This is a genomic window from Mycolicibacterium rutilum (genome assembly GCF_900108565.1).
In the GTDB taxonomy this organism is placed as follows: Bacteria; Actinomycetota; Actinomycetes; order Mycobacteriales; family Mycobacteriaceae; genus Mycobacterium; species Mycobacterium rutilum.
Genome location: NZ_LT629971.1, coordinates 4,593,807 through 4,614,122, shown reverse-complemented (window position 1 = coordinate 4,614,122; position 20,316 = coordinate 4,593,807). Strand labels below are relative to the sequence as shown.

The window sequence follows — 20,316 nt, the reverse complement described above, 5'->3', positions numbered from 1 at the left end:
GATCTAGCACTCCTCCCATCTGTCGCCGGCAAGCCCGATGAGCTGATCGACGCCCTGCGCGATGGCGTGATCGGACCCCGGTTTGAACGTTGTCCACAGTTGGTTGCTCGGTGATGCGCTGGGGGCGGCGACGATCCGCCCCCGTTTGGTGTAGAACACCCCGAGCGCGGCGGAGGAGCGGGTGATGCGATCGTCCTCGGGATCGAGCGCGTACGACACCACTTCGGCGAACGCCTGCCGAGACGCCAGCGCCGAACCGAGCAGCATGGCGGCTCGCGGCTCCGCCCCGAGCGCGCGGATACGGTCCGAAAGCTCCGTGGCGTCATGCGTTCCCGACAACGCCTCGCTGAATGCGTCGAGCGGAGCACCCACCGGTGGTATCTCGGCGGCCACGGCTGCGGGCAGGTGGCGCAGCAGCGCGCGCACCGCGACGCCGGTGGACGCGGGACCGGGTGCCGCACCGAGATCCTCGAGGGTGGTCTCGGTGCCGACCCGGCAGGCAGTCACGACCCGGGTGCCCGCCCGAACGACGGCGACCCGCGCGATGCCGTCGGGGGTGACCAGGCGCATCGCAAGTTCACGGGGAGGTCGTTGTAGCGCGGTCAGCACCGAGCCCAACTCGGCGGCGAGTTCGCCGTGTTCGATCAACCCGCGCTCGGTGAGGTTGTGTGTCGCAACATCGGAGGCGGCGAGCAGTTCCGACTCGGTGCTGTGGCGGGGGCGTACGTCGAGGACGACCGGCCACGACTGCACGCCGATCCGCGCAGCGGCAACCTGCAGCTCGTCGTCACTGACGACGAAACGCGCTGCGCACACCGCGGTCACAGGTTCAGCTTCCGATCGACACCGAGGACCGGGGGAGCCACCCAGCTGTCATCCACTTGCTGAAGCGTGCGCTCGGGTTCGTCGGCGAACCCCTCCACACGAGGCTCCTCCGGCGCGACCAGCTCGTCGAACAGCGCGGTGTCCGGCCCCCAGCTGACGTTCGACACAGTGAACGGCGCGTCGTTGTCCGCGGTGGCCGGAAGCCACGGCTGACCCGAATCCGACAGTCCGGCGGCGGATTCGCCGGCGCCGTCCAGGGCTGCCGCCGGCTGGCTCGAGTCGTAGTCGCGGCCCTGATCGCCGCGGCCCATCGCGCCCATGGGCGCGTACGGGGCGCCGTGCATCCCGGCGCCGCCCGCACCTCCGGCCGACGCCGCTGCGGTGCGCTGCAGATTCTTGGGGTCCGCGGTGGACTTGACTTCCTGCGCTGTCATCGGACCCAGCGGCATCGCCGGAATCCCGCCACCCGCCGCGCCGCCCGCTGACCCGCCACCGGCGGTCTCGGCCGCGGCGCCGCGTTCGGCGGCGAGCGCGTTGCCTTTCGACACGTCCGGGGGAGGCGGCTGCTCCCACGGCTGCGCCAGGTGGGCCACCGCCTCCTCGTACGACGTCATCACCGCCGCCGCGTTGGCCTGATCGGCGGTCGCGGCCTCGTCGAATTCGGCGAAACGGCCCGTCAGGACTGCACCGTTGTACGCCGCCAGCGATGCCATCATGTCTTGTGCCGCCTTGGCTTCGATTGCCTCCGAGACGCTGGGCATGGCCAGCACCGCGACGGTGTTCGCGACGGCGGCCTCCTCGGCCCGCTGGCCGTTGGCCGCCGCGCTGAGGCTGACGGCCTGCAGCCATTTGCCGAACTCCTCGAGGCGCCGCGCGGCCGCGTCCGAGGCCTGGCTCTCCCACACCCCTTTCAGGCGGATCAGCAGCTTGTCGAAATCCTGTGATACCGCGGTGATTTCGTTGGCGACTCGAATCCATGCTGCGCCCGCGTTACCCACGGAAGCCGGCCCGGGACCTTCGGTGAGGTCCCGCGCCAGTTGTTCCGTGCTGCGGGAAGCCCACGCAACATTGGTGAATCCCATATCAGCTGATGAAGTCCCCGTCAGCCGCGGCGACGTTGTTCGAGTGGCCCCGCAGCGTGGCCGCCACCTCGTGCATTTCGCCGAGGCCTCTCTCGGTGGCGGTGCCGAACGAGGCGTGGACCTCGTTGAGGGTCGCGGCCACGCGCTGAGAGACCTCGTCGCGGCCCGGCGCGGTCACCGCGAGATGGGCGGACTCGTCGTGGATCACGCGCTCGACGCGGGCGGCGAGCTCATCGAGTTGACGGCTGACGTCGAGCACCTCGGCAGGCTGGATCGACATCCCGGCGTTATCGGCCATTCGTTGCTCCTCACTGACTTCTAGATCCGGAGTTCGACATCCGGCGGTTCGTTCGGGTCGGACGCGCCGAGTACGGGTGGCGCTGACGTGCCGAGATCCCCGACGATCTCGCCGCCTTTGTCGGTGGTGTGCAGGAACGGCGCCGCGGTGTGGGTGTTCGACGAGTTCGCGCCCGCACCGGCACCGGCCATCGGGGCGTACGGTGCGCCCATCATCCCGCCGCCTCCCGCGCCGACGCCCGCGGTTGCGCGTACCGTCGCCTGCTGGGTGGTCGCGGTCTCGGGCTGCACCATGGGTGAGGACGCCAGGGACCGTAACGCCGGTGATCCACCTCCGGCGCCGCCGTAGCCACCGCCCCCGCCACCGCCGGCGCCGCGCGGTGCCATCGCCGCCGCACCACCGCCTGCGGCACGGGCGGGTTCGTCTGCCGCGGCGGCGGATTCGCTCGCCGCCTGGCTCGCGGCTTGGCTTGCGGCGCCGGTGGCCGCTTGAATACCGGCTTGGGCGCCTTTGGTCGCCATCGACATCAGCGGGGACGCCATGCCCGCGAGGGGGGAGCCGGCCGCCGTGGGAGCGGCGGTCACCCCGACGGGCGCACCTGCGGCGGTGACCTGGGCAGCCTGCGTGCCCAATGACGCCTGCAGTGACGCGATCACCTCGGCCGCGGAGGCGATGGCCTTGTTGGCCGCCGCGATGGCTGCCGCCCAACCCCACGGAAAGATGATGTTCGGGCCGATCGCCGCCATGGTCGCCTGAAATTCGGCGATGATGGCGATCATTCGCGCGCGTGCCTGGGCCACGTCGGCGGAGGCGGCGGCGAGGCTGCTGCGCAACACCTCCGACTGTTCGGCGACGCGCGCGCCGTCGGAAACGGCGGCGGCCGTCTTGGCCGCCGCGGCGGTGCTGGAGGCGCCCTGCCACGAGTCGTCGACAGCCCCGAGGGAATGCGCAAGCGTGCCGCTGGTGGACTGGAACACCTGGGAGATGCCCTGCAGCATCGCCAACGGGTCGGTCCCTTCGAACAGTCCTGAGCCCAGCGTGCCGAGCGCATCGGTGACCGGGCTGATCAGCGCACTCGGGTCCATCGGACTCGCCTGCGGCTCGGGCTCCGGAGGCTGTTCTTCCGGCCGCGGCTCCTCGCCATTTTCCGGCTTCGCTTCTTCCGGAGAAGATAACCCCAATCGGGCCAAAATTTCCTTTACTGGCAAATTCAGAAAGTCCTGAAGACTCTGCTCTTGCGCCGCGATCGCCGGCGTCGGGTCATAGCCGGGGATGGTGTGCGCCAACTGCCCGGTCGGATTGACGGGCGCCGGAGGGACGAGGGCTGCCATCGGTGCCGCGGAACTATCCGTTGTCGGCGGCAACGACGGCGGACTTAGCCGAGTCGGTCGCGGCGCTGACCCCGGCGTGCACACCGCCGACCAGCAGGGTGCCGGCCAAATTGTTTGCCTGAGCTGGCCCGTAAGCCGCCAGAAACGCCGCGCCGATCGGTCCGAGCGCAAGGGCCACCGTGTTCACGACGGCCGCAGAGTCCGCGGTTCCGGCGGCGACGATCGCCGCGGACGCGGACTGGCTGGCGGTGGAGAATGCGGACATGCCGGCGGGAACGGCGAGAAATGCGTCACTCATGGCGTCAGTACCTTCCGAACTATCGTCCCGGACTCGGGGATAGACTTGGCTCCGCAGAGGAATTCACTATAGCGGTGTACCGCGCCAGCAGCTAACGATTTTCGGCGCGCATGAATGCATTCAAAAGGCGCGATAATTAGTATTGTTGGCGTCAAAATTGCCGAGCAAATATTGACCGCTGTGGTGGCGACCGTGCTGCCGTTACACCGCCCCGTCTCGTCGTCACGTCCGTGTACCTGTGAACAGTGCGGTTGAGGTGCGAGCAGCACGGCGATTGTCGCGGTGCGGTGCCGTCAGCTACCAGCTTGGGGAACGCGGACCCTTCGCCTGTTTTGAAAACGGCTGTCGGGTAACCGAGTTCGAGGATGCGACACGGTGCGTCCGCGCTCGCCTACCGGTTGGGCTCGAAAACGGTTTGATCCCAACGGGTCAACGGGGCCAGTTCGAGCTCGCGCATGCGCGATGCGAACTGCTCGGTCAGAAAGCCCTGCCGTTCGGCGGCCACTGCGGCGGCCGCGTGCGCGGTCTGCACGATGAGGCTCGCGAGTGCATCGGCGCCCAGGCGGTGGGCGTTGTCGCCCAGCCACAACCCGGTCATCGCGCCGTAGCCGTCGACTTCGACGGTGACGTTCTCATCGCGGCTGCTGACGCGCGCCGAGATCGATTGGCAGTGTTCGTCCATCGCCTGCATCAGGTCGCGTTGCTTCTGGATGCGGGCGATCAGAGAGTCCGCCAGACCGGTCACGGCTGCCTCATCCATGTCGCGGGAAGATCGTCGTCGGCGCCGAAGACCTGCTGCTCAGCATCGAGGAGGTCGGCCTCGGTCGCCAGCCGCATCGTCCGGATTACGCTGGCGTCAAAGCCTTTTTCGACGAGGTCGCGGCGCCGGGCCACCTGTGCCCTCGCTGCCGCCAGCCGGCACAGCGCCAAGATGTCGTCGGCCAATTGCTGCGGCGAGCTCTGCAATGCCGTTCGGTCGAGCCGAAGCGCGAGCGGTAGGCCACGCTCGGTGGTGCGTACGGCGATGGAACCATTTGCTGATCGAACCGTCGGCTGCGGCATGGTTCTACGTTAGACAAATCGGGGTCCGCCGCAACGGTCAATCTGCGTACAATCACGAGCGTCCGTCCGGAAGTCAGCGGGCCCAGGATGTGCGAAACACTCGTCAGCACTACGCATTCTGTCGAGACCGAGTGTCTGTCCTCGCATATCGCGCTCAGCGGCGCGCAGCGCAGTGAGGAGACTGATCACCTCAAATGAGTGCCACCAACGACGCGCAGCGGGTGTTCGATGCGGGCGTGCTGTCGCTGGGCATCCCCATCGACGGCATGGAGACCGAGCGCGACGTCGACTACGCCGCGCGAGCATTCAAGCGCGCCACCGAGTACGACCCCGACATGTGCGACGCATGGCTCGGCCGCGCGGCTGCCGGTGACACCGGCGCGGAGGTCCTCTATCACCTGTACCGGACCAGTTCGACGTCGCTGTTTCGGGAACAGCGAAGGCTGGGGCTTCCGCCGCGCACGCTCATGGGTCGCTTTCAGACGGGTCTGTATCTCGACTATCCGCTGGGCACCAAGACCGAGATCCATCTCGCGTACGCGGCGAGCATGATCGCCGCCAAGGACTTTGACGAGGCCGAACGGGTTCTCGATGAGTTGGACACGGTGCGCGCCACCGTCCCCGACGGAGACCGTCAGGCCGACGACATCTGCGCCTACATCCGCGGCGTGCTGCACTTCACCACGCAACGCTGGCCCGATGTGCTGACCGCGGTGAGCAATTCAGCGTCGTTCACCGATGAGTACATCGCCGCGGGCGCTCACCTCATGGTGGGCTCGGCATGCGCCCAGATGGGGTTGTTCGGCGAGGGAATCCGACGCCTCGATCAGGCGATCGCAGGTCCGATCCCGGCGGCCCGCAAGGCGGCGGAGTTCTGTAAAGGGCTGACACTGCGGGAGATGGGCAACGAACAGGACGCTCGCGTCATCTTCGAGCGCATCTACAGCGAGGAGCCCGGCTTCGAGGCCAACGCGGCCGCGCTGGCCGATCCCAAGTACCGCTTGGTCATCACATCCAAGGAGATGATCGACGCGCGGACCGATCGCTGGGATCCCGACAGTGCCCCCAGCGCGGCCGATCTCGTCGGTGACGACCTGTCCGAACGGGGCAACGAGTATTTGCGGGCCGCGCAGGAGGAACTGGACCGTCAGATCGGGCTGTCCGAGGTCAAGCTTCAGGTGGCGAAGCTCAAATCGGCCGCCATGCTGGCGAAAGTGCGCGGCGACAAGGGGCTGAATGCCGCTGCGCGTTCCCTGCACCTGGCCTTCACCGGCCCACCGGGCACCGGCAAGACGACCATCGCCCGCGTTGTCGCTCAGACGTACTGCGGCCTCGGCCTGCTGCGGACGCCGAACATCGTCGAGGCGAAACGCAGCGACTTCGTCGGGCAGCACCTGGGCAGCACAGCGATCAAGACGACGGCCCTGATCGATTCGGCGATGGACGGCGTGCTGTTCATCGATGAGGCGTACACGCTGATCCAGACGGGCCTGGCCGGCGGTGACGCGTTCGGCAGGGAGGCGGTCGACACGCTACTCGCCAGGATGGAGAACGACCGGGATCGCCTGGTGGTCATCATCGCCGGCTACGACGCCGAGATCGACAGATTCCTCGCCTCGAACGAGGGTCTGGCGTCACGGTTCACCAAACGCATCCGGTTCCAGTCGTACAACGCCGCCGAACTCGGTGACATCGGTCGGCTCATCGCGCGATCCCGTGACTCGGAGCTGTCGGACGCCGCGTACGAGGAACTGGTCGCGACCTGCCTCGGGCTGTGCGAGGGCGAGGCGCTGGACCCGAGCGGTCAACTGCGCAGACGCGTCGACCTGCTCGGTAACGGCCGGTTCGTCCGCAACGTCATCGAAGCGGCCGAGGAGGAACGCGAGTACCGGCTGAGTGAGCAGCACGGGACCAGCCTGCAGGACCTCGACGAGAGCTCGTTGATGCGCATCGAGGTCTCCGATATGCAGGCGGCGCTGCGACAAGTGCTCGGCATGCTGACGCCGAACTGACAAGGAACACGACGATGACGCGACACGTCGGACAGAACCCCGCTACGGCAACGCCGTTCGTCAGTGCCGCCGCCGAGCCGGCGTGGCCTGCGGTGCCCACCGACGGCGAATTGGGCCTGGTGCAACGCCAACCGGTGCCGAGGACCGGCTGGCGCGGTGCGGTGCACCGGGTGACCGGTCTCAACCCGGGCGTATCGGCGAAGGAGGCGGGCCACCGCGCGCTCGTCGAGCGTGTCAACCAGCCGGTACGCGGGCCGCACAGCGTGGCCGTGCTGTCGCAGAAGGGCGGTGTCGGCAAGACCACGATCACGGTCGGGCTGGGCGCGACGCTGGCGGCCACCCGCGGAGACCGGATCATCGCGGTCGATGCCAACCCCGATTTCGGTACCCTGGCCCAGCGCGGCCCGGACGAGACCGAGTCCACGGTGCGCGACGTGCTGCTCGACGACCGCATCGTGCGCTACTCGGACATGCGCCTGCACACCTCGCAGAGCACCAGCCGGCTGGAGATCCTGGCCTCCGAGCGGGACCCCGCAACCTCAGAAGCGTTCTCCGAAGCGGACTATCGCGGCGTGCTGCAGGTGCTGCAGCGGTTCTACAACATCATCCTCACCGATTGCGGTACCGGCCTTGTGCACTCGGCGATGGCCGGCGTGCTCAGCGAGGCGGACATGGTCATCGTCGTGGCCTCACCCGCCGTGGATTCGGCGCGCAGTGCGTGGGCGACGCTGCGCTGGCTCGAGCGGCACGGCTATGCACATCTGATCCCCGGGGCGACGGTCGTCTTCAGTGCGTCCCGGCCGGGGGAGCTGGGGCTCGACCTCGACCAGCTGGCGCCGCAGTTCCTACCGCGGGTGCGCGCGATGCACGTCATCCCGTTCGACGACCATCTGGCCGAGGGGTCTCAGATCGACCTCGAGTTGTGCGCGGCCGAGACCCGGCAGGCGTTCCTCGGGCTGGCCGCCACTGTCACCGACACGGTGTCGGCCGCTCATGTTGCATACCGCAGGTAGGTAAGTGCATACTCTGGGTATGCAAATGTCACGATCGGACCTGGAGCAGCTGTCCCAGCGGTACTTCGCGGCGTGGGCCGCCCGCGATCCCGACGCGATTGCCGCGCTGCACACCGACGACACCCGGTTCTGGACGCACACGGGCACAACACCCGCCGTCGGTCGTCAAGCGGCCCGCGACGCGTTCGCGACGATCTTCGAACAGTTCCCGGACTTCTCGTTCGAGATCTACCGGGTGCTCTACGGTGACGACCACTGGGTGCTGGACTGGGCGCTGATCAACGGGTCCGTCCGGTTCGACTGCCTCGATCTGGTGACGGTGACCGCCGACGGCCTGGTGGCGCGCAAGGACTCGTTCATCGATTCGGCCCAGTTGACGGCGACGGTGAACGGGGCGGGCGCGTGACGTCGGCGGTCGACGAGCTGCCGCTGGTCGACGCCCTGCCCGTCGAGCACCTCTTCGATATGCGCGTGAATCTGGCTCCAGTGCAACCGATCTCGACCCCGATGGGCACCCGGTTGACGTTCGTCGCCACCGGCGGCACCATCGACGGGCCGAGGTTGCGAGGTGAAGTGGTTCCCGGCGGCGGTGACTGGCTGCTCGTCGGCGCCGACGGCACCGGGCGGGTCGACGTGCGAGCGACCCTGCGCACGCACGACGGGGTGCTCATCCACTTCGAGAGCGCCGGAATCATCAAGGTCCCCGCAGACGGGCTGCAGCGGCTCTCGGCCGGGCACGCACTGCCGTTCGACGAGACCTATGTGCGGACCACGCCGAGATTCGCCACCTCCGACCCGGGCTACTCCTGGCTCAGCGAGATTGTGGCGGTGGGCTTCAACGTGCTCTCGCCCAATCGGGTCGACTACCGGGTCTATCGGGTGCTGTGATCCTCAGGCGCCGCTCGACGGTCGTCGCTCAGAGTGTGCTGCAGCCACCGGAGCACAGGAGGGGCGACCTCCTGCACGCCCGACTCGGCGACGATCCAGTGCGGCATGTCCGGATGGACCTGATGCTCGGCGCGGTAACGGTCGGCGATGCGGCGGGAGATCCACGGCGCGACATTGCGGTCCTCACCGCCGCTGACGCACAACACCGGGCAGGTGACGGCACGGGCATCCATGCGTACCGAGCGCGTGCCGAACGTCAACGCGCGGAACACCTTGCCCGAGTCGGGGACCAGCTGTGGGATCAGACGATCCTGCTCGACACCCGGGAGCGTGCTCAACGGCACGGCCCGCATGGTGCGCGCACTCGGCAGGAACGGCCGTCCCGCGAGCACCGCGGGCAGCACGGGAAACAGGTGTGGCAGCGACCGCAGCTGAGGCCAGAGCACGCCGGGAGGTACCGACGCGAGCAGCACGAGAGCGCGAACGTCCCTCTGCGCGGCCAACTTCTGTCCGAGCAGCCCACCGATGCTGTGGCCGACCACGACAGCGGGTGCGCGCAGGCTGTCGTAGGCCTCGAGGGCCGTCTCGACGAACTCGGCCACACCGCTGGCGGAAAGCACCGCGCGGTCCGTCGGGTCGCGGCCCGGCAGCGAGGGGGCGTGACACTCGAATCCCGCCGCCCGGAAGAACTCGAGCCACGGTTCGCACAGCGCCGGTCGGCCGAACACCGAGTGCAGAAACAGAATCGGTGGCTTCTGCAGGTCGTACGTCACAGAATGATTGTGATGGAACCGGATTCGCGCGTCCATTACCTGTGAGGTCATGAATCCTGTGGGAGGACCATGAGTACGTTCCCTTTGATCCACGGTGCCGGCGACGGAGGTTGGTACTGGTACCTGGTGGGCGCCGAGTTGGTCAGACGCGGCCACGACGTCGTCGCACCCGACCTTCCCGCCGATGACGAGTCGTTGACCCTGCACGACTACGCGGACGCGGTGGCGGAACAAATCGGTGACCGCAGCGGCCTCGTCGTCGTCGGGCAGTCATTCGGCGCGTTCACCGCACCGCTGGTCGCCGACCGCCTCGGAGCCGATGCGCTCATCCTGGTCGCGGGCATGGTCCCTCGTCCGGGCGAACCTCCCGGCGACTGGTGGGAGAACACCGGCTACGCCGAAGCGGCGCAGGGCGACGACGACCCGTACGTGTCCTTCTACCACGACGTACCCCGGGCGTTGGCCGACGAGGCGATGAGCAGGGAGCGCGCGCACCCCTCGGAGACGTCACAGCGGGAGCCGTGGCCCCTCGCGGACTGGCCCGAGGTGTCCACGCGGTTCGTGCTCTGCACCGAGGACCGCTTCTTTCCGCCCGCTTTCCTGCGGGAGGTGGTCGCCGAACGACTGCGGATCGTTCCGGAGGAGATCAGCGCCGGACATTGCGTGGCGCTCAGCCGTCCCCGGGAGTTGGCCCAACTCCTTGCATACTGAGGGAATGTCGACGCACGCAGCAGCGAGCCGCCCGCGGGCCGCCCGGCGCACACAGGCCGAGCGCACGGAGGCGACCGTGGCGGCGCTGGTGCGGGCCGCTCGGGACCTGTTCGCCGAGAACGGTTATGAGGCAACATCGCTGGAGGCGGTTGCGGCGCGCGCAGAGGTGACGAAAGGCGCTGTCTACCACCACTTCAAGGGCAAGCCGCAGCTCTTCGAGGCGGTGTTCACCCGCGAGATCGACGATATGGCGGCGCCGCTGCTGGCCGCGTACCGCAGCAAGCGCGATCCCTGGGCCGGGTTCCACACCGCCTGCCAGGCCTTCCTCGACTTGTGCCTCGACGCCGGCACCCAGCGCATCGTGCTGCTCGACGCCTTCACCGCGCTGGGCTGGGAGCGGATGCGCCGGCTGGAGGCGCCGCTGCTCGAGATGATGGAGACGGGCATCGCCAGGGCGGTCGGCGCGGGCCGCATCGCCAAGCGTCCGGCGGGACCGCTGGCCCATTTCCTGTTCGGAGCGCTGTGCGAGACCGCGATGGTCGTCGCCCGCGCCGACGACCAGCCTGCGGCGCAGCGGCAGGCCGTCGCCGAGCTCCGCCGCATCCTCGACGGCCTGGTGATCGGCTGATTCGGAGCCACAACCGCGACGTGGGAAGATGGGACGCGTGTTGCGTTGGACCACTGCTGGTGAATCTCACGGCCGCGCCCTGGTGGCCGTGGTCGAAGGCATGGTTGCGGGGGTCCACGTCACCTCCGACGACATCGCCGCGCAGCTGGCCCGGCGCCGTCTGGGGTACGGCCGCGGCGCCCGGATGAAATTCGAACAGGACCTGGTCACGATGCTGGCCGGCGTCCGTCACGGTGTCACGCTGGGCGGGCCGATCGCGATCGAGATCGGCAACACCGAGTGGCCCAAGTGGGAGACGGTGATGGCGCCCGACCCCGTCGACGCCGCTGAGCTGGCCGAAAGCGCCCGCAACGCCCCGTTGACCCGGCCCCGGCCCGGCCACGCGGACTACGCGGGCATGCTCAAGTACGGATTCGACGACGCCCGGCCGGTGCTCGAACGCGCCAGCGCCCGCGAGACCGCCGCCCGCGTCGCCGCAGGCACCGTCGCGCGCGCATTCCTCAAAGAGGCGCTCGGCGTCGAGGTCCTCTCGCACGTCATCTCCATCGGTGCCTCCGCCCCGTATGACGGTCCGCCGCCGCAGGCCGGTGACCTCGCCGCGATCGACGCCAGCCCGGTGCGCGCCTTCGACGAGGCCGCCGAGAAGTCGATGATCGACGAGATCGAGGCCGCCAAGAAGGACGGCGACACCCTCGGCGGTGTGGTCGAGGTGGTCGCCAACGGGCTGCCCATCGGGCTCGGCTCGTTCACCAGCGGTGACAACCGACTCGACAGCCAGTTGGCCGCCGCGGTGATGGGCATCCAGGCGATCAAGGGCGTCGAGATCGGCGACGGTTTCGAAACCGCACGCCGGCGCGGCAGCGTCGCGCACGACGAGATGTACCCGGGCCCCGACGGCGTGGTGCGGTCGACGAACCGGGCCGGCGGCCTCGAAGGCGGTATGACCAACGGCCAACCGCTGCGCGTCCGCGCCGCGATGAAGCCGATCTCGACGGTGCCTCGCGCGCTGGCCACCGTCGACATGGCCACCGGCGAGGAGGCGGTCGCGATCCATCAGCGCTCCGACGTGTGCGCCGTGCCCGCCGCCGGTGTGGTGGTCGAAACCATGGTGGCGCTGGTGCTGGCGCGCGCGGTCCTGGACAAGTTCGGCGGTGACTCGCTGGCGGAGACGCGGGCCAACGTCGACAACTACCTGCGGACAGTCGCCGAGCGGCAGCGTTCCTCACAACCGGTGCAGGCCTCGGGCTGATGGCGCCGCGGGCCGTGCTGGTCGGGTTGCCGGGGTCGGGCAAGTCGACGATCGGGCGCAGGCTGGCCAAGGTGCTCGGCCTTCCCCTGCTCGACACCGACGCCGCCATCGAGGAGACGACCGGGCGCACCATCGCCGACATCTTCGCCGCCGACGGCGAGCAGGAGTTCCGCCGGATCGAGGAGGACGTGATCAAGTCCGCGTTGCAGACCCACGACGGCATCCTGTCGCTGGGCGGCGGCGCGGTGACCACGCCGGGTGTCTGCGAGGCCCTGGCCGGGCACACCGTCATCTATCTGGAGATCAGCGCCGCAGAGGGCGTGCGCCGGACCGGCGGCAGCACGGTACGGCCCCTGCTCGCCGGCGGTGACCGCAGTGAGAAGTTCAAAGAGCTGATGGCGCAACGGGTTCCGTTGTACCGAAAGGTGGCCACCATCCGCGTCAACACCAACCGGCGCAACCCGGGTGCCGTCGTGCGCCACATCGTGGCCCGGCTGGAGAACGAGGACACCGCGAACGCGCGGCGGCGTCGCCGCCCGCCCTGGCGGCGAGGACCGTCCTCACTGGCCGCCGAACCCAGTACCGAGGCCCCGCCGTCACCGGCGGTGGTCGCCGCACGCAACGCAAAGGCCAACCGTGACTGAACCGGTAACCGTCAACGTCCTGGTCGATCGGCCCTATCCGGTGATCATCGGCACCGGCCTGCTCGGCGAGCTCGAGCGGGTGCTCGAGGGCAGGCACAAGGTCGCGATCCTGCATCAGCCGACACTGGCACAGACCGCCGAGGCCATCCGAGCAATGTTGTCGGACAAGGGGATCGACGCGCACCGCATCGAGATCCCGGACGCCGAAAAGGGCAAGGACCTGCCCGTCGTCGGCTTCATCTGGGAGGTGCTGGGCCGCATCGGCGTCGGCCGCAAGGACGCGATCGTCAGCCTGGGCGGGGGAGCGGCCACCGACGTCGCGGGTTTCGCGGCGGCGACCTGGCTGCGCGGGATCGACATCGTGCACGTGCCCACCACGCTGCTCGGGATGGTCGACGCCGCGGTCGGCGGCAAGACCGGCATCAACACCGACGCCGGCAAGAACCTCGTCGGTGCGTTCCACCAACCCGCCGCCGTGCTCGTCGATCTCGCCACGCTGGAAACCCTGCCGCACAACGAGCTCGTGGCCGGGATGGCCGAGATCGTCAAGGCCGGCTTCATCGCCGATCCGACGATCCTCGACCTCATCGAGGCCGACCCCGAGGCCGCCGTGTCACCGACCGGCGATGTGCTGCCCGAGTTGATCCGCCGGGCGATCGCGGTCAAGGCCGAGGTGGTCGCCGCCGACGAGAAGGAGTCGCAGCTGCGCGAGATCCTCAACTACGGGCACACGTTGGCGCACGCCATCGAACGCCGTGAGCGCTATCAATGGCGCCACGGGGCGGCGGTGTCGGTGGGGCTGGTGTTCGCCGCGGAGCTGGGCCGGCTGGCCGGACGTCTCGACGACCAGACCGCCGACCGGCATCGCGCCGTCCTCACCGCGCTGGGTCTGCCCGTCAGCTACGACCCCGAGGCGTTCCCCGAGCTGCTCGAGAACATGGCGGGGGACAAGAAAACCCGTGCGGGCGTGTTGCGGTTCGTCGTGCTCGACGGTCTCGGCAAGCCGGGCCGGCTGGAGGGCCCCGACCCGTCGCTGCTGGCGGCGGCCTACGGAGAAATAGGAGCGGTGGCGTCGTGACCCGAACAGTGCTGGTGCTCAACGGCCCGAACCTGGGCAGGCTCGGACGGCGCGAACCCGACGTCTACGGCAGCACCACCCACGACGAGCTGGTGGCGCTGATCGAGCGCGAAGCCGACGAGCTCGGAATGAAAGCCGTTGTGCGACAGAGTGACAGCGAAGCCGACCTGCTGGGCTGGATTCACGCCGCCGCCGATGCGGGGGACCCGGTGATCCTCAACGCCGGGGCGTTGACGCACACGTCGGTCGCGCTGCGCGACGCCTGCGCCGAGCTGCGGGCGCCGCTGATCGAGGTGCATATCTCCAACGTGCACCAGCGTGAGGAGTTCCGGCACCACTCGTATCTGAGTGCGGTCGCCACCGGCGTGATCGTGGGTCTCGGCGTGCACGGTTACGTCCTTGCTCTGCGGTATCTGGCAACGACCGCAGAGGACAGCGCGGCCGGCTAGCACGGTCCACCATGTCGGCGGCGCAGAGCCGCTCCGGCGGAGCGAGGCGGCATCTCGGCGCCCGATGAGTTCGACACGCATGCGTCGCGTCAATAAATTTCTGGTGGGCCCCGGAATTCTGGGCTAACTAGCTTTATCGCTTTACTGCGCGCTCAGTAATGGCTGATTTACTAAAAACGGCATTTGTAGCAAAAACAGGCCGGCGATCCTGCCAAAAACCGATCTTGACTTTGCACAGGCAAGTTAGCTAAGCCTTACGTAATCTGCTCTACTGTCTTGGCCGTCGGGAGGCGGCTCCGCCGCCGTTCCACACATGGCGATTCCAGTAAAGGTTGGTGTAGATGCGCATCGTCGCGTTCGGTTTTCAGACCTGGGGGGTCCGAACCCTTCAAGCGCTGCTCGATCTCAACCACGACGTCGCCCTCGCCGTCACGCATCCGGCCAGCGAGCAGGCCTACAAGGCGATCTGGTCCGAGTCGGTCGAGGACTTCGCCCGCGACCGCGACATCCCGGTGCACCTCACCGAGCGCATCGACAACGACACCATCGACCTGGTGAAGCGGGCCGAACCCGACGTCATCGTCGTCAACAGCTGGTACACCTGGATGCCGCCCGAGCTCTACCAACTCCCGCCGCACGGAACGCTGAACATGCACGATTCCCTGCTGCCCAAATTCACCGGATTCTCCCCGGTGTTGTGGGCGCTGATCAGCGGCGAGAACGAGTTCGGATTGACCATTCACCGGATGGACGAGGGGTTGGACACCGGCGACATCCTGGTGCAGCATTCGCTGCCGATCGGGCCGACTGCGACGGGCACCGAATTGGTGCTGCGCGGAATGGAATTGATCCCCGGCGCGCTCGACGAGGCGCTGACGGCCCTGGAATCCGGCACGGCCGTGTGGCGTCCGCAGAACAAGGCGGAGCGCACGTACTTCCACAAGCGCTCCGAGCGCGACAGCCTCATCGACTGGCACTGGGCCGCCGAGGATCTCGAGAGGTTCGTGCGTGCCCTGTCGGACCCGTATCCCCGCGCGTTCACCCACTACCGCGGCGAGCGGATCGAGATCGTCGAGGCCCGGATCTCGGAGGCCCGGTACGGCGGGACGCCGGGACGGGTGATCGTCCAGGAGGGCGGCGGTGTCGCGGTGTGCGGGCCGGACGCCGTGCGGGGCGGCAACCACGGGCTGGTGATCACCGGCGTCCGCACGGCCGACGGGGCGGAACACGCGGGCGACGAATTCTTCCTGCGTGGCGGCTACCTGACGAACCAGGCGTAGCCATGCCGTTGCTGGCGAACCGGCCCGCCCCTCCGAAACTGCTTGCGGCGCACCGGCGGATGCTCGCTGCGATGCCGGTGCCCCTGGTGCGGCACGCCTTTCACCTCACCATGATCCACCGATGGGGTAACTTCGAGGAACCGCGCACCTTCAACGAGAAGGTCAACTGGCGAATTCTCTACGACCGACGCGACCGCATCGTCGCCGCCTGCGACAAGATGCGGATGAAGGAGATGGCGCGCGCGGCCTACCCGGGCAGCGACCTGCGGATCCCGGAAACCTACTGGCACGGCACGGATCTGCGCGACGCGCCCGATCTGCGGACGCTGCCGCCGTGGGTGCTCAAACCGAACCACAGCAGCGGACACGCGCTGTTCGGCCCGGAACCCGACACCGACGTCGAGGCGCTGCTGGACGAGACCCGAGACTGGTGGAAGCGCACTCCGCTCGAGTTGGGCGAGTGGGGCTACGGTGCGGCCCGGCCGCTGCTGCTGCTCGAGGAGCGCATTCCCACGCCCGACGGCGAGCCGCCTGCCGACTACAAGTTCTTCGTCTTCGACGGCCGCGTCGAACTGGTGCAGGTGAACCGCGGCCGGTTCGGTGCCCAGACCGCGACCTTTCTCGACGCCGACTGGAACCGGCTACCCGTGCGCTGGCGGATCCGCCCGGTCGCCGACGAAGCGCGGCCCGCTGAGCTCGACGCCATGCTCGAGATCGCCGCGACGCTGGGAGCGGACTGGGATTTCATCAGGGTCGACCTGTACGCCGTCGACGGTGTGGTGTGGTTCGGCGAGTACACGCCGTACCCCGGCGGGGGGCTGCTGCGGTACCGGCCGCGCGGGTTCGACGCCGAACAGGGCAAGCACTGGCGGCTGCCAGACCTGGCCGAGGTGCAGGCGGGCCGGCCCTGAGACAAGCGCCTAAGCGCGGTCCTCGCGCGGCGTTTGCTCGGTCGGGGGCTCCTCGGTGCCGCCATGGCTGACCGCGGCGAACACGTCGGTGTCGGCGCGGTCGTCGTCACCGGCGTGATGCAGGTGCGGGGTCTGATCGGCCTTGCGGTCGATCATCCACCGGCCGATCGCCACACCGGCGACCGACATCAGGAACACCACCAGCGCGGTGAACGCCGCGAACGTGGTGAGCTCGTTGATCAGCGCCTCGACGTAGAGGCTCTTGTAGAAGATCGAGATGAACCAGGCCACCGCGCCGCTGACGATCCCGGCGAACAGGCCGGCCAGCAGCCACGTCATCGCGAGGTCGCCGCGGCGGTCCGGGTCCGGGTTGGCGCGGGCGTCGTTGCGTCCGTCGACGATGCCCCAGACGAACACCGCGACCGCGAACAGCACCACCAGCACGACACTGATCAGACCCGCCTTGGTTTCCCACGCGTTGATCAGCGCTCCCTGCAGCAATCGCACGATCACCATCAGGGTCGCGAACACCAGTCCGCGCAGCAACCACTTACTCATGGGGCCTCACCTTAGCGAGTAGCGTCATCGACCGTGACTATTTCACAGCGCCGGGACCGGTTGCGCGACCGGCTCGCCGGGGCCGGGCTGGACGCGATGCTGATCTCGGATCTGGTGAACGTGCGGTACCTGTCCGGGTTCACCGGCTCCAACGCTGCCTTGCTGGTCCGTGTCGAGGACGAAACGCCGGTGCTGGCCACCGACGGCCGGTACCGCACCCAGGCCGCGCAGCAGTCGCCGGACGCCGAACTCGTCATCGAGCGGGCCTGTGGCCCCTATCTGGCACGGCGCGCCGCGGCCGACGGTGTGCGACGGCTCGGGTTCGAAAGCCACGTGGTGACCGTCGACGCGTTCGCCACGCTGACGAAGGCGGCCGGTGAGCAGACCGAGTTTGTCCGCGCGGCGGGAACGGTGGAGGCGCTGCGGGAGGTCAAGGACGCCGGCGAGATCGCGCTGCTGCGGCTGGCGTGCGAGGCGGCGGACGCGGCGCTGCACGACCTCGTCGAGCGCGGCGGCCTGCGGCCGGGACGCACCGAGAAGGAGGTCCGCGGCGAGCTCGAGGCGCTGATGCTCGAACACGGCGCCGACGGGCCCTCGTTCGAGACGATCGTGGCGACCGGCCCGAACTCGGCGATCCCGCATCACCGGCCCACCGACGCCGTGCTGGCCGCGGGCGACTTCGTCAAGATCGACTTCGGCGCGCTGGTCAGCGGCTACCACTCGGACATGACGCGCACGTTCGTACTGGCGCCGGTCGCGCAGTGGCAGACCGAGATCTACGAGCTGGTCGCCACCGCACAGCGGGCAGGCCGCGAGGCGCTCGCGCCGGGGGTCGTGCTCAAGGACGTCGACGCCGCGTCGCGGCAGGTCATCGCCGACGCCGGATACGGCGACAACTTCGGCCACGGGCTCGGACACGGCGTCGGCCTGCAGATCCACGAAGCGCCAGGAATCAGCGGCGCGTCCGCCGGTACACTGCTTGCTGGCTCCGCGGTGACGGTGGAGCCCGGTGTCTATCTGCCCGACCGTGGCGGTGTCCGCATCGAGGACACGCTCGTCGTCGGCGGCGGCACTTCGGAGCCGGGCAGCCGGCGACATCAGACCGCAGACTTGCTCACCCGGTTCCCCAAGGAACTGGCCATCCTCTAAAGGAGTACTACCAACGTGGCATCGACCGCCGACTTCAAGAACGGCCTCGTCCTCAACATCGACGGCCAGCTGTGGCAGATCATCGAGTTCCAGCACGTCAAGCCCGGTAAGGGCCCGGCGTTCGTGCGCACCAAGCTCAAGAACGTGGTGTCGGGCAAGACCGTCGACAAGACCTACAACGCCGGCGTGAAGGTCGAGACGGCGACCGTCGACCGGCGCGACGCCACCTACCTGTACCGGGACGGCAGCGACTTCGTGTTCATGGACTCCGAGGACTACGAACAGCACCCGTTGCCCGAGTCGCTGGTCGGCCGCGCCGCCGGCTTCCTGTTGGAGAGCATGCCGGTGCAGATCGCCTTCCACGACGGCACCCCGCTGTACCTGGAGTTGCCGGTCACCGTGGAGCTCGAGGTGACCCACACCGAGCCGGGCCTGCAGGGCGACCGCTCCAGCGCGGGCACCAAACCGGCCACCGTGGAAACCGGCGCCGAGATCCAGGTGCCGCTGTTCATTAACACCGGGGACAAGCTGAAGGTCGATTCGCGCGACGGCAGCTACCTGGGCCGCGTCAATGCCTGACGGAGCCCGCGTCGATGGCTGACCGGCGAGGCGATCGTGGCAGGCACGCGGCCCGCAAGCGCGCCGTCGACCTGCTCTTCGAAGCCGAGGCCCGCGGGCTCACCGCCGCCCAGGTGGCCGACGCGCGTACGGCACTGGCCGAGACCGAAGGCGATGTCTCAGCGCTCAACCCGTACACCGTGACGGTGGCGCGCGGCGTCACGGACCACGCCGCGCACATCGACGATCTGATCGCGGCGCATCTGCAGGGCTGGACGCTGGACCGGTTGCCCGCCGTGGACCGCGCCATCCTGCGCGTCGCGGTGTGGGAGTTGTTGCACGCCGACGACGTGCCCGAGCCGGTCGCCGTCGACGAGGCGGTCGAACTGGCCAAGCAGTTATCCACCGACGACTCACCGGGTTTCGTCAATGGCGTACTGGGCCAGGTGATGCTCGTGACACCGCAGATCCGGGCCGCAGCGCAGGCAGTCCGAGGGACCGGCAACGAGGGGTAGCAGATGCCCACACCGCAGGACTGGGCGCCGTACTCGAGCGTCGACGAGGCGGCCCGTGTCTATCTCCGCGATCCCGACCTGGCGCTCGACCAGCTGCGGTCGGTGGTGGATCTGCCGACCATCAAGTCGTTCATCATGTCGCGCGGGGTCACCGACGACGCGTGGGGCGAGGCCGACCAGTCGCTGTGGCAGGAGGTGGTGCTCACCGACGGCCACCGGCTGATCATGTGGCGTGCGGACGACGAGATGTCCACCAGCGGCGACCGCGGCCGGCGCCTGCTCAACACGTCGGTGCGCACGATCCTGCTCTCGACGATCACCGACCACGTGCTCACCGCCGAATACGAGATGCTCGACGACGACACCAGGCGGCTGTCGGAGGTCCGGCTGCGGATGTACACGCAGCTGATAACCCGGTCGCGACAGAAGTCGGCGACCGAATCCGACATCTACTGTGAGTCCTTCCGCTACTACAAGTCCGTCGACAACGGCGGGCTGGCGCAGATGCAGCGGCTACTGCAGTTCGGCCGGGTGCTGTCGCGCAGTATGCAGTGACCGCACTGGCTCAAATCATCTGCGCAGCAGCGCCTTAGGTATCAGCTCAGTTGCGCGACGATGGCGGCGCTGTCGAGCCAGATGTTCTCCCGGCAGATGAGTCCGTCGCGAAACTCGAAGACGTGCAGGATCCGGAAGCTGATCTCACGCCCGCGGCCGGGCAAGCCGAGCATCGAGCCGGTCACCACGCCGGTCATGCGCTGCTCGAGGATCATCGCCTCGTCGGTGACGTAGCGGTGCAGCACCTGCTCTCGGTTCGCGCGAAAGTTGGCTGTCAACTCGTCGTAGAAGGACCGGGCGCCGTCCTTGCCGTACGAAGGACTGTCCGGAAAACCGACGACATCGTGCTCGATGTCGTCGGTGTAGACGGCGATTGCGCCGTCGACGTCGCCGCGTTCCTCGGCGCGCAGATGACGCGAAACGAGTTCCTCCATCATCGCGGTATCCAT

At 68.5% G+C, this 20,316-nt stretch carries 25 protein-coding genes and 1 pseudogene; 16 read left to right on the top strand and 10 right to left on the bottom strand.

The features are described 5' to 3' along the window. Window positions 1-3: 3 nt before the first annotated feature. From BLW81_RS22470 to BLW81_RS22440, 7 genes are all read right to left on the bottom strand, one after another. Entirely contained in the window at window positions 4-825 is an 822-nt protein-coding gene (locus BLW81_RS22470) for an ESX secretion-associated protein EspG (RefSeq protein ID WP_083409093.1), read from the bottom strand. Then, window positions 822-1,907, bottom strand: a complete 1,086-nt coding sequence (locus BLW81_RS22465; protein WP_083409092.1) for a PPE domain-containing protein — start codon at window positions 1,905-1,907, stop codon at window positions 822-824. The genes BLW81_RS22470 and BLW81_RS22465 overlap by 4 nt, the downstream gene beginning before the upstream one ends. Window position 1,908: 1 nt before the next feature. Then, window positions 1,909-2,205 carry a PE family protein gene (locus tag BLW81_RS22460; protein WP_083409091.1) on the bottom strand — a complete coding sequence of 99 codons (297 nt, stop codon included), beginning with the start codon at window positions 2,203-2,205 and terminating at the stop codon, window positions 1,909-1,911. Between the two features lie 20 nt (window positions 2,206-2,225). Then, window positions 2,226-3,290 carry a hypothetical protein gene (locus BLW81_RS22455; protein WP_083409090.1) on the bottom strand — a complete coding sequence of 355 codons (1,065 nt, stop codon included), beginning with the start codon at window positions 3,288-3,290 and terminating at the stop codon, window positions 2,226-2,228. Window positions 3,291-3,549: 259 nt separating this feature from the next. After that, on the bottom strand, window positions 3,550-3,834 hold the full coding sequence (locus BLW81_RS22450; RefSeq protein ID WP_083409089.1) for a hypothetical protein: 285 nt from the start codon (window positions 3,832-3,834) through the stop codon (window positions 3,550-3,552). A 391-nt stretch (window positions 3,835-4,225) separates the two neighbouring features. After that, window positions 4,226-4,579: a YbaB/EbfC family nucleoid-associated protein gene (locus BLW81_RS22445; protein WP_083410748.1), complete on the bottom strand. Its 354-nt coding sequence runs from the start codon at window positions 4,577-4,579 to the stop codon at window positions 4,226-4,228. Continuing rightward, window positions 4,576-4,896 (bottom strand): hypothetical protein, encoded by a 321-nt coding sequence (locus tag BLW81_RS22440; RefSeq protein WP_083409088.1) that lies wholly within the window; start codon window positions 4,894-4,896, stop codon window positions 4,576-4,578. Before BLW81_RS22440 ends, BLW81_RS22445 begins: the two co-directional genes overlap by 4 nt. Before the next feature lie 194 nt (window positions 4,897-5,090). Here BLW81_RS22440 and eccA point away from each other — a divergent pair, with 194 nt between their 5' ends. The 4 genes and pseudogenes from eccA to BLW81_RS22420 all read left to right on the top strand — a co-directional run bounded on the left by eccA (window position 5,091) and on the right by BLW81_RS22420 (window position 8,809). Then, on the top strand, window positions 5,091-6,908 hold the full coding sequence (gene eccA / locus BLW81_RS22435; protein WP_083409087.1) for a type VII secretion AAA-ATPase EccA: 1,818 nt from the start codon (window positions 5,091-5,093) through the stop codon (window positions 6,906-6,908). A 29-nt stretch (window positions 6,909-6,937) separates the two neighbouring features. Beyond that, window positions 6,938-7,921 (top strand): annotated as a pseudogene (locus BLW81_RS22430) (MinD/ParA family ATP-binding protein); the annotation flags it as partial. Between the two features lie 25 nt (window positions 7,922-7,946). Beyond that, entirely contained in the window at window positions 7,947-8,327 is a 381-nt protein-coding gene (locus BLW81_RS22425) for a nuclear transport factor 2 family protein (RefSeq protein WP_083409085.1), read from the top strand. Further along, entirely contained in the window at window positions 8,324-8,809 is a 486-nt protein-coding gene (locus BLW81_RS22420; protein WP_083409084.1) for a DUF3237 domain-containing protein, read from the top strand. Before BLW81_RS22425 ends, BLW81_RS22420 begins: the two co-directional genes overlap by 4 nt. Here the strand turns inward: BLW81_RS22420 and BLW81_RS22415 are convergent. Beyond that, the gene (locus tag BLW81_RS22415; RefSeq protein WP_157897795.1) at window positions 8,794-9,582 is read right to left on the bottom strand and encodes an alpha/beta hydrolase; all 789 of its coding nucleotides are present in this window, start codon (window positions 9,580-9,582) and stop codon (window positions 8,794-8,796) included. The two genes, BLW81_RS22420 and BLW81_RS22415, sit on opposite strands and share 16 nt — an antisense overlap. A 69-nt stretch (window positions 9,583-9,651) precedes the next feature. Here BLW81_RS22415 and BLW81_RS22410 point away from each other — a divergent pair, with 69 nt between their 5' ends. The 8 genes from BLW81_RS22410 (at window position 9,652) to BLW81_RS22375 (ending at window position 16,532) form a co-directional block, all read left to right on the top strand. Further along, window positions 9,652-10,293, top strand: a complete 642-nt coding sequence (locus BLW81_RS22410; protein WP_083409082.1) for an alpha/beta fold hydrolase — start codon at window positions 9,652-9,654, stop codon at window positions 10,291-10,293. Between the two features lie 4 nt (window positions 10,294-10,297). After that, a complete protein-coding gene (locus BLW81_RS22405; protein ID WP_083409081.1) occupies window positions 10,298-10,921 on the top strand; it encodes a TetR/AcrR family transcriptional regulator in 624 nt (207 codons plus the stop codon). Between the two features lie 37 nt (window positions 10,922-10,958). Beyond that, window positions 10,959-12,170: a chorismate synthase gene (gene aroC / locus BLW81_RS22400; protein ID WP_083410747.1), complete on the top strand. Its 1,212-nt coding sequence runs from the start codon at window positions 10,959-10,961 to the stop codon at window positions 12,168-12,170. Continuing rightward, window positions 12,170-12,814, top strand: coding sequence for a shikimate kinase (locus BLW81_RS22395; protein ID WP_083409080.1), 645 nt, complete (start codon window positions 12,170-12,172; stop codon window positions 12,812-12,814). The genes aroC and BLW81_RS22395 overlap by 1 nt, the downstream gene beginning before the upstream one ends. Continuing rightward, entirely contained in the window at window positions 12,807-13,892 is a 1,086-nt protein-coding gene (gene aroB, locus BLW81_RS22390) for a 3-dehydroquinate synthase (RefSeq protein WP_083409079.1), read from the top strand. The genes BLW81_RS22395 and aroB overlap by 8 nt, the downstream gene beginning before the upstream one ends. Beyond that, window positions 13,889-14,341 carry a type II 3-dehydroquinate dehydratase gene (gene aroQ / locus BLW81_RS22385; RefSeq protein ID WP_083409078.1) on the top strand — a complete coding sequence of 151 codons (453 nt, stop codon included), beginning with the start codon at window positions 13,889-13,891 and terminating at the stop codon, window positions 14,339-14,341. Before aroB ends, aroQ begins: the two co-directional genes overlap by 4 nt. A 341-nt stretch (window positions 14,342-14,682) precedes the next feature. Next, window positions 14,683-15,621 (top strand): methionyl-tRNA formyltransferase, encoded by a 939-nt coding sequence (locus tag BLW81_RS22380; protein WP_083409077.1) that lies wholly within the window; start codon window positions 14,683-14,685, stop codon window positions 15,619-15,621. A 2-nt stretch (window positions 15,622-15,623) separates the two neighbouring features. Then, the gene (locus BLW81_RS22375) at window positions 15,624-16,532 is read left to right on the top strand and encodes an ATP-grasp fold amidoligase family protein (protein WP_083409076.1); all 909 of its coding nucleotides are present in this window, start codon (window positions 15,624-15,626) and stop codon (window positions 16,530-16,532) included. A gap of 9 nt (window positions 16,533-16,541) precedes the next feature. Here the strand turns inward: BLW81_RS22375 and BLW81_RS22370 are convergent, their stop codons facing one another. Beyond that, window positions 16,542-17,090, bottom strand: coding sequence for a B-4DMT family transporter (locus BLW81_RS22370; protein WP_083409075.1), 549 nt, complete (start codon window positions 17,088-17,090; stop codon window positions 16,542-16,544). 33 nt (window positions 17,091-17,123) lie between these two features. Here BLW81_RS22370 and BLW81_RS22365 point away from each other — a divergent pair, with 33 nt between their 5' ends. Genes BLW81_RS22365 through BLW81_RS22350 form a run of 4 tightly spaced genes read left to right on the top strand, consistent with a single transcriptional unit; the run spans window position 17,124 to window position 19,867 of the window. Then, a complete protein-coding gene (locus BLW81_RS22365) occupies window positions 17,124-18,239 on the top strand; it encodes an aminopeptidase P family protein (RefSeq protein ID WP_083409074.1) in 1,116 nt (371 codons plus the stop codon). Window positions 18,240-18,254: 15 nt separating this feature from the next. Further along, window positions 18,255-18,818 carry an elongation factor P gene (gene efp / locus BLW81_RS22360; protein WP_083409073.1) on the top strand — a complete coding sequence of 188 codons (564 nt, stop codon included), beginning with the start codon at window positions 18,255-18,257 and terminating at the stop codon, window positions 18,816-18,818. Window positions 18,819-18,832: 14 nt separating this feature from the next. Continuing rightward, window positions 18,833-19,312, top strand: a complete 480-nt coding sequence (nusB, locus tag BLW81_RS22355) for a transcription antitermination factor NusB (RefSeq protein ID WP_083409072.1) — start codon at window positions 18,833-18,835, stop codon at window positions 19,310-19,312. Window positions 19,313-19,315: 3 nt separating this feature from the next. Then, complete coding sequence (locus tag BLW81_RS22350; protein ID WP_083409071.1) at window positions 19,316-19,867, top strand: hypothetical protein; 552 nt, start codon at window positions 19,316-19,318, stop codon at window positions 19,865-19,867. A gap of 41 nt (window positions 19,868-19,908) precedes the next feature. On the opposite strand, the gene BLW81_RS22345 is transcribed toward BLW81_RS22350, so the two are convergent. Continuing rightward, window positions 19,909-20,316, bottom strand: coding sequence for a nuclear transport factor 2 family protein (locus BLW81_RS22345; protein ID WP_235632057.1), 408 nt, complete (start codon window positions 20,314-20,316; stop codon window positions 19,909-19,911).

Bases quoted from the DNA above. Each gene is read 5' to 3' on its own strand.
- BLW81_RS22460 (WP_083409091.1), bottom strand. From the start codon at position 2,205: ATGGCCGATAACGCCGGGATGTCGATCCAGCCTGCCGAGGTGCTCGAC.
- BLW81_RS22375 (WP_083409076.1), top strand. From the start codon at position 15,624: ATGCCGTTGCTGGCGAACCGGCCCGCCCCTCCGAAACTGCTTGCGGCG.
- BLW81_RS22465 (WP_083409092.1), bottom strand. From the start codon at position 1,907: ATGGGATTCACCAATGTTGCGTGGGCTTCCCGCAGCACGGAACAACTG.
- BLW81_RS22410 (WP_083409082.1), top strand. From the start codon at position 9,652: ATGAGTACGTTCCCTTTGATCCACGGTGCCGGCGACGGAGGTTGGTAC.
- BLW81_RS22345 (WP_235632057.1), bottom strand. From the start codon at position 20,316: ATGGATACCGCGATGATGGAGGAACTCGTTTCGCGTCATCTGCGCGCC.
- eccA (WP_083409087.1), top strand. From the start codon at position 5,091: ATGAGTGCCACCAACGACGCGCAGCGGGTGTTCGATGCGGGCGTGCTG.
- BLW81_RS22405 (WP_083409081.1), top strand. From the start codon at position 10,298: ATGTCGACGCACGCAGCAGCGAGCCGCCCGCGGGCCGCCCGGCGCACA.
- BLW81_RS22370 (WP_083409075.1), bottom strand. From the start codon at position 17,090: ATGAGTAAGTGGTTGCTGCGCGGACTGGTGTTCGCGACCCTGATGGTG.
- BLW81_RS22455 (WP_083409090.1), bottom strand. From the start codon at position 3,290: ATGGACCCGAGTGCGCTGATCAGCCCGGTCACCGATGCGCTCGGCACG.
- BLW81_RS22395 (WP_083409080.1), top strand. From the start codon at position 12,170: ATGGCGCCGCGGGCCGTGCTGGTCGGGTTGCCGGGGTCGGGCAAGTCG.
- BLW81_RS22440 (WP_083409088.1), bottom strand. From the start codon at position 4,896: ATGCCGCAGCCGACGGTTCGATCAGCAAATGGTTCCATCGCCGTACGC.
- BLW81_RS22380 (WP_083409077.1), top strand. From the start codon at position 14,683: ATGCGCATCGTCGCGTTCGGTTTTCAGACCTGGGGGGTCCGAACCCTT.
- BLW81_RS22450 (WP_083409089.1), bottom strand. From the start codon at position 3,834: ATGAGTGACGCATTTCTCGCCGTTCCCGCCGGCATGTCCGCATTCTCC.
- BLW81_RS22425 (WP_083409085.1), top strand. From the start codon at position 7,947: ATGTCACGATCGGACCTGGAGCAGCTGTCCCAGCGGTACTTCGCGGCG.
- nusB (WP_083409072.1), top strand. From the start codon at position 18,833: ATGGCTGACCGGCGAGGCGATCGTGGCAGGCACGCGGCCCGCAAGCGC.
- BLW81_RS22350 (WP_083409071.1), top strand. From the start codon at position 19,316: ATGCCCACACCGCAGGACTGGGCGCCGTACTCGAGCGTCGACGAGGCG.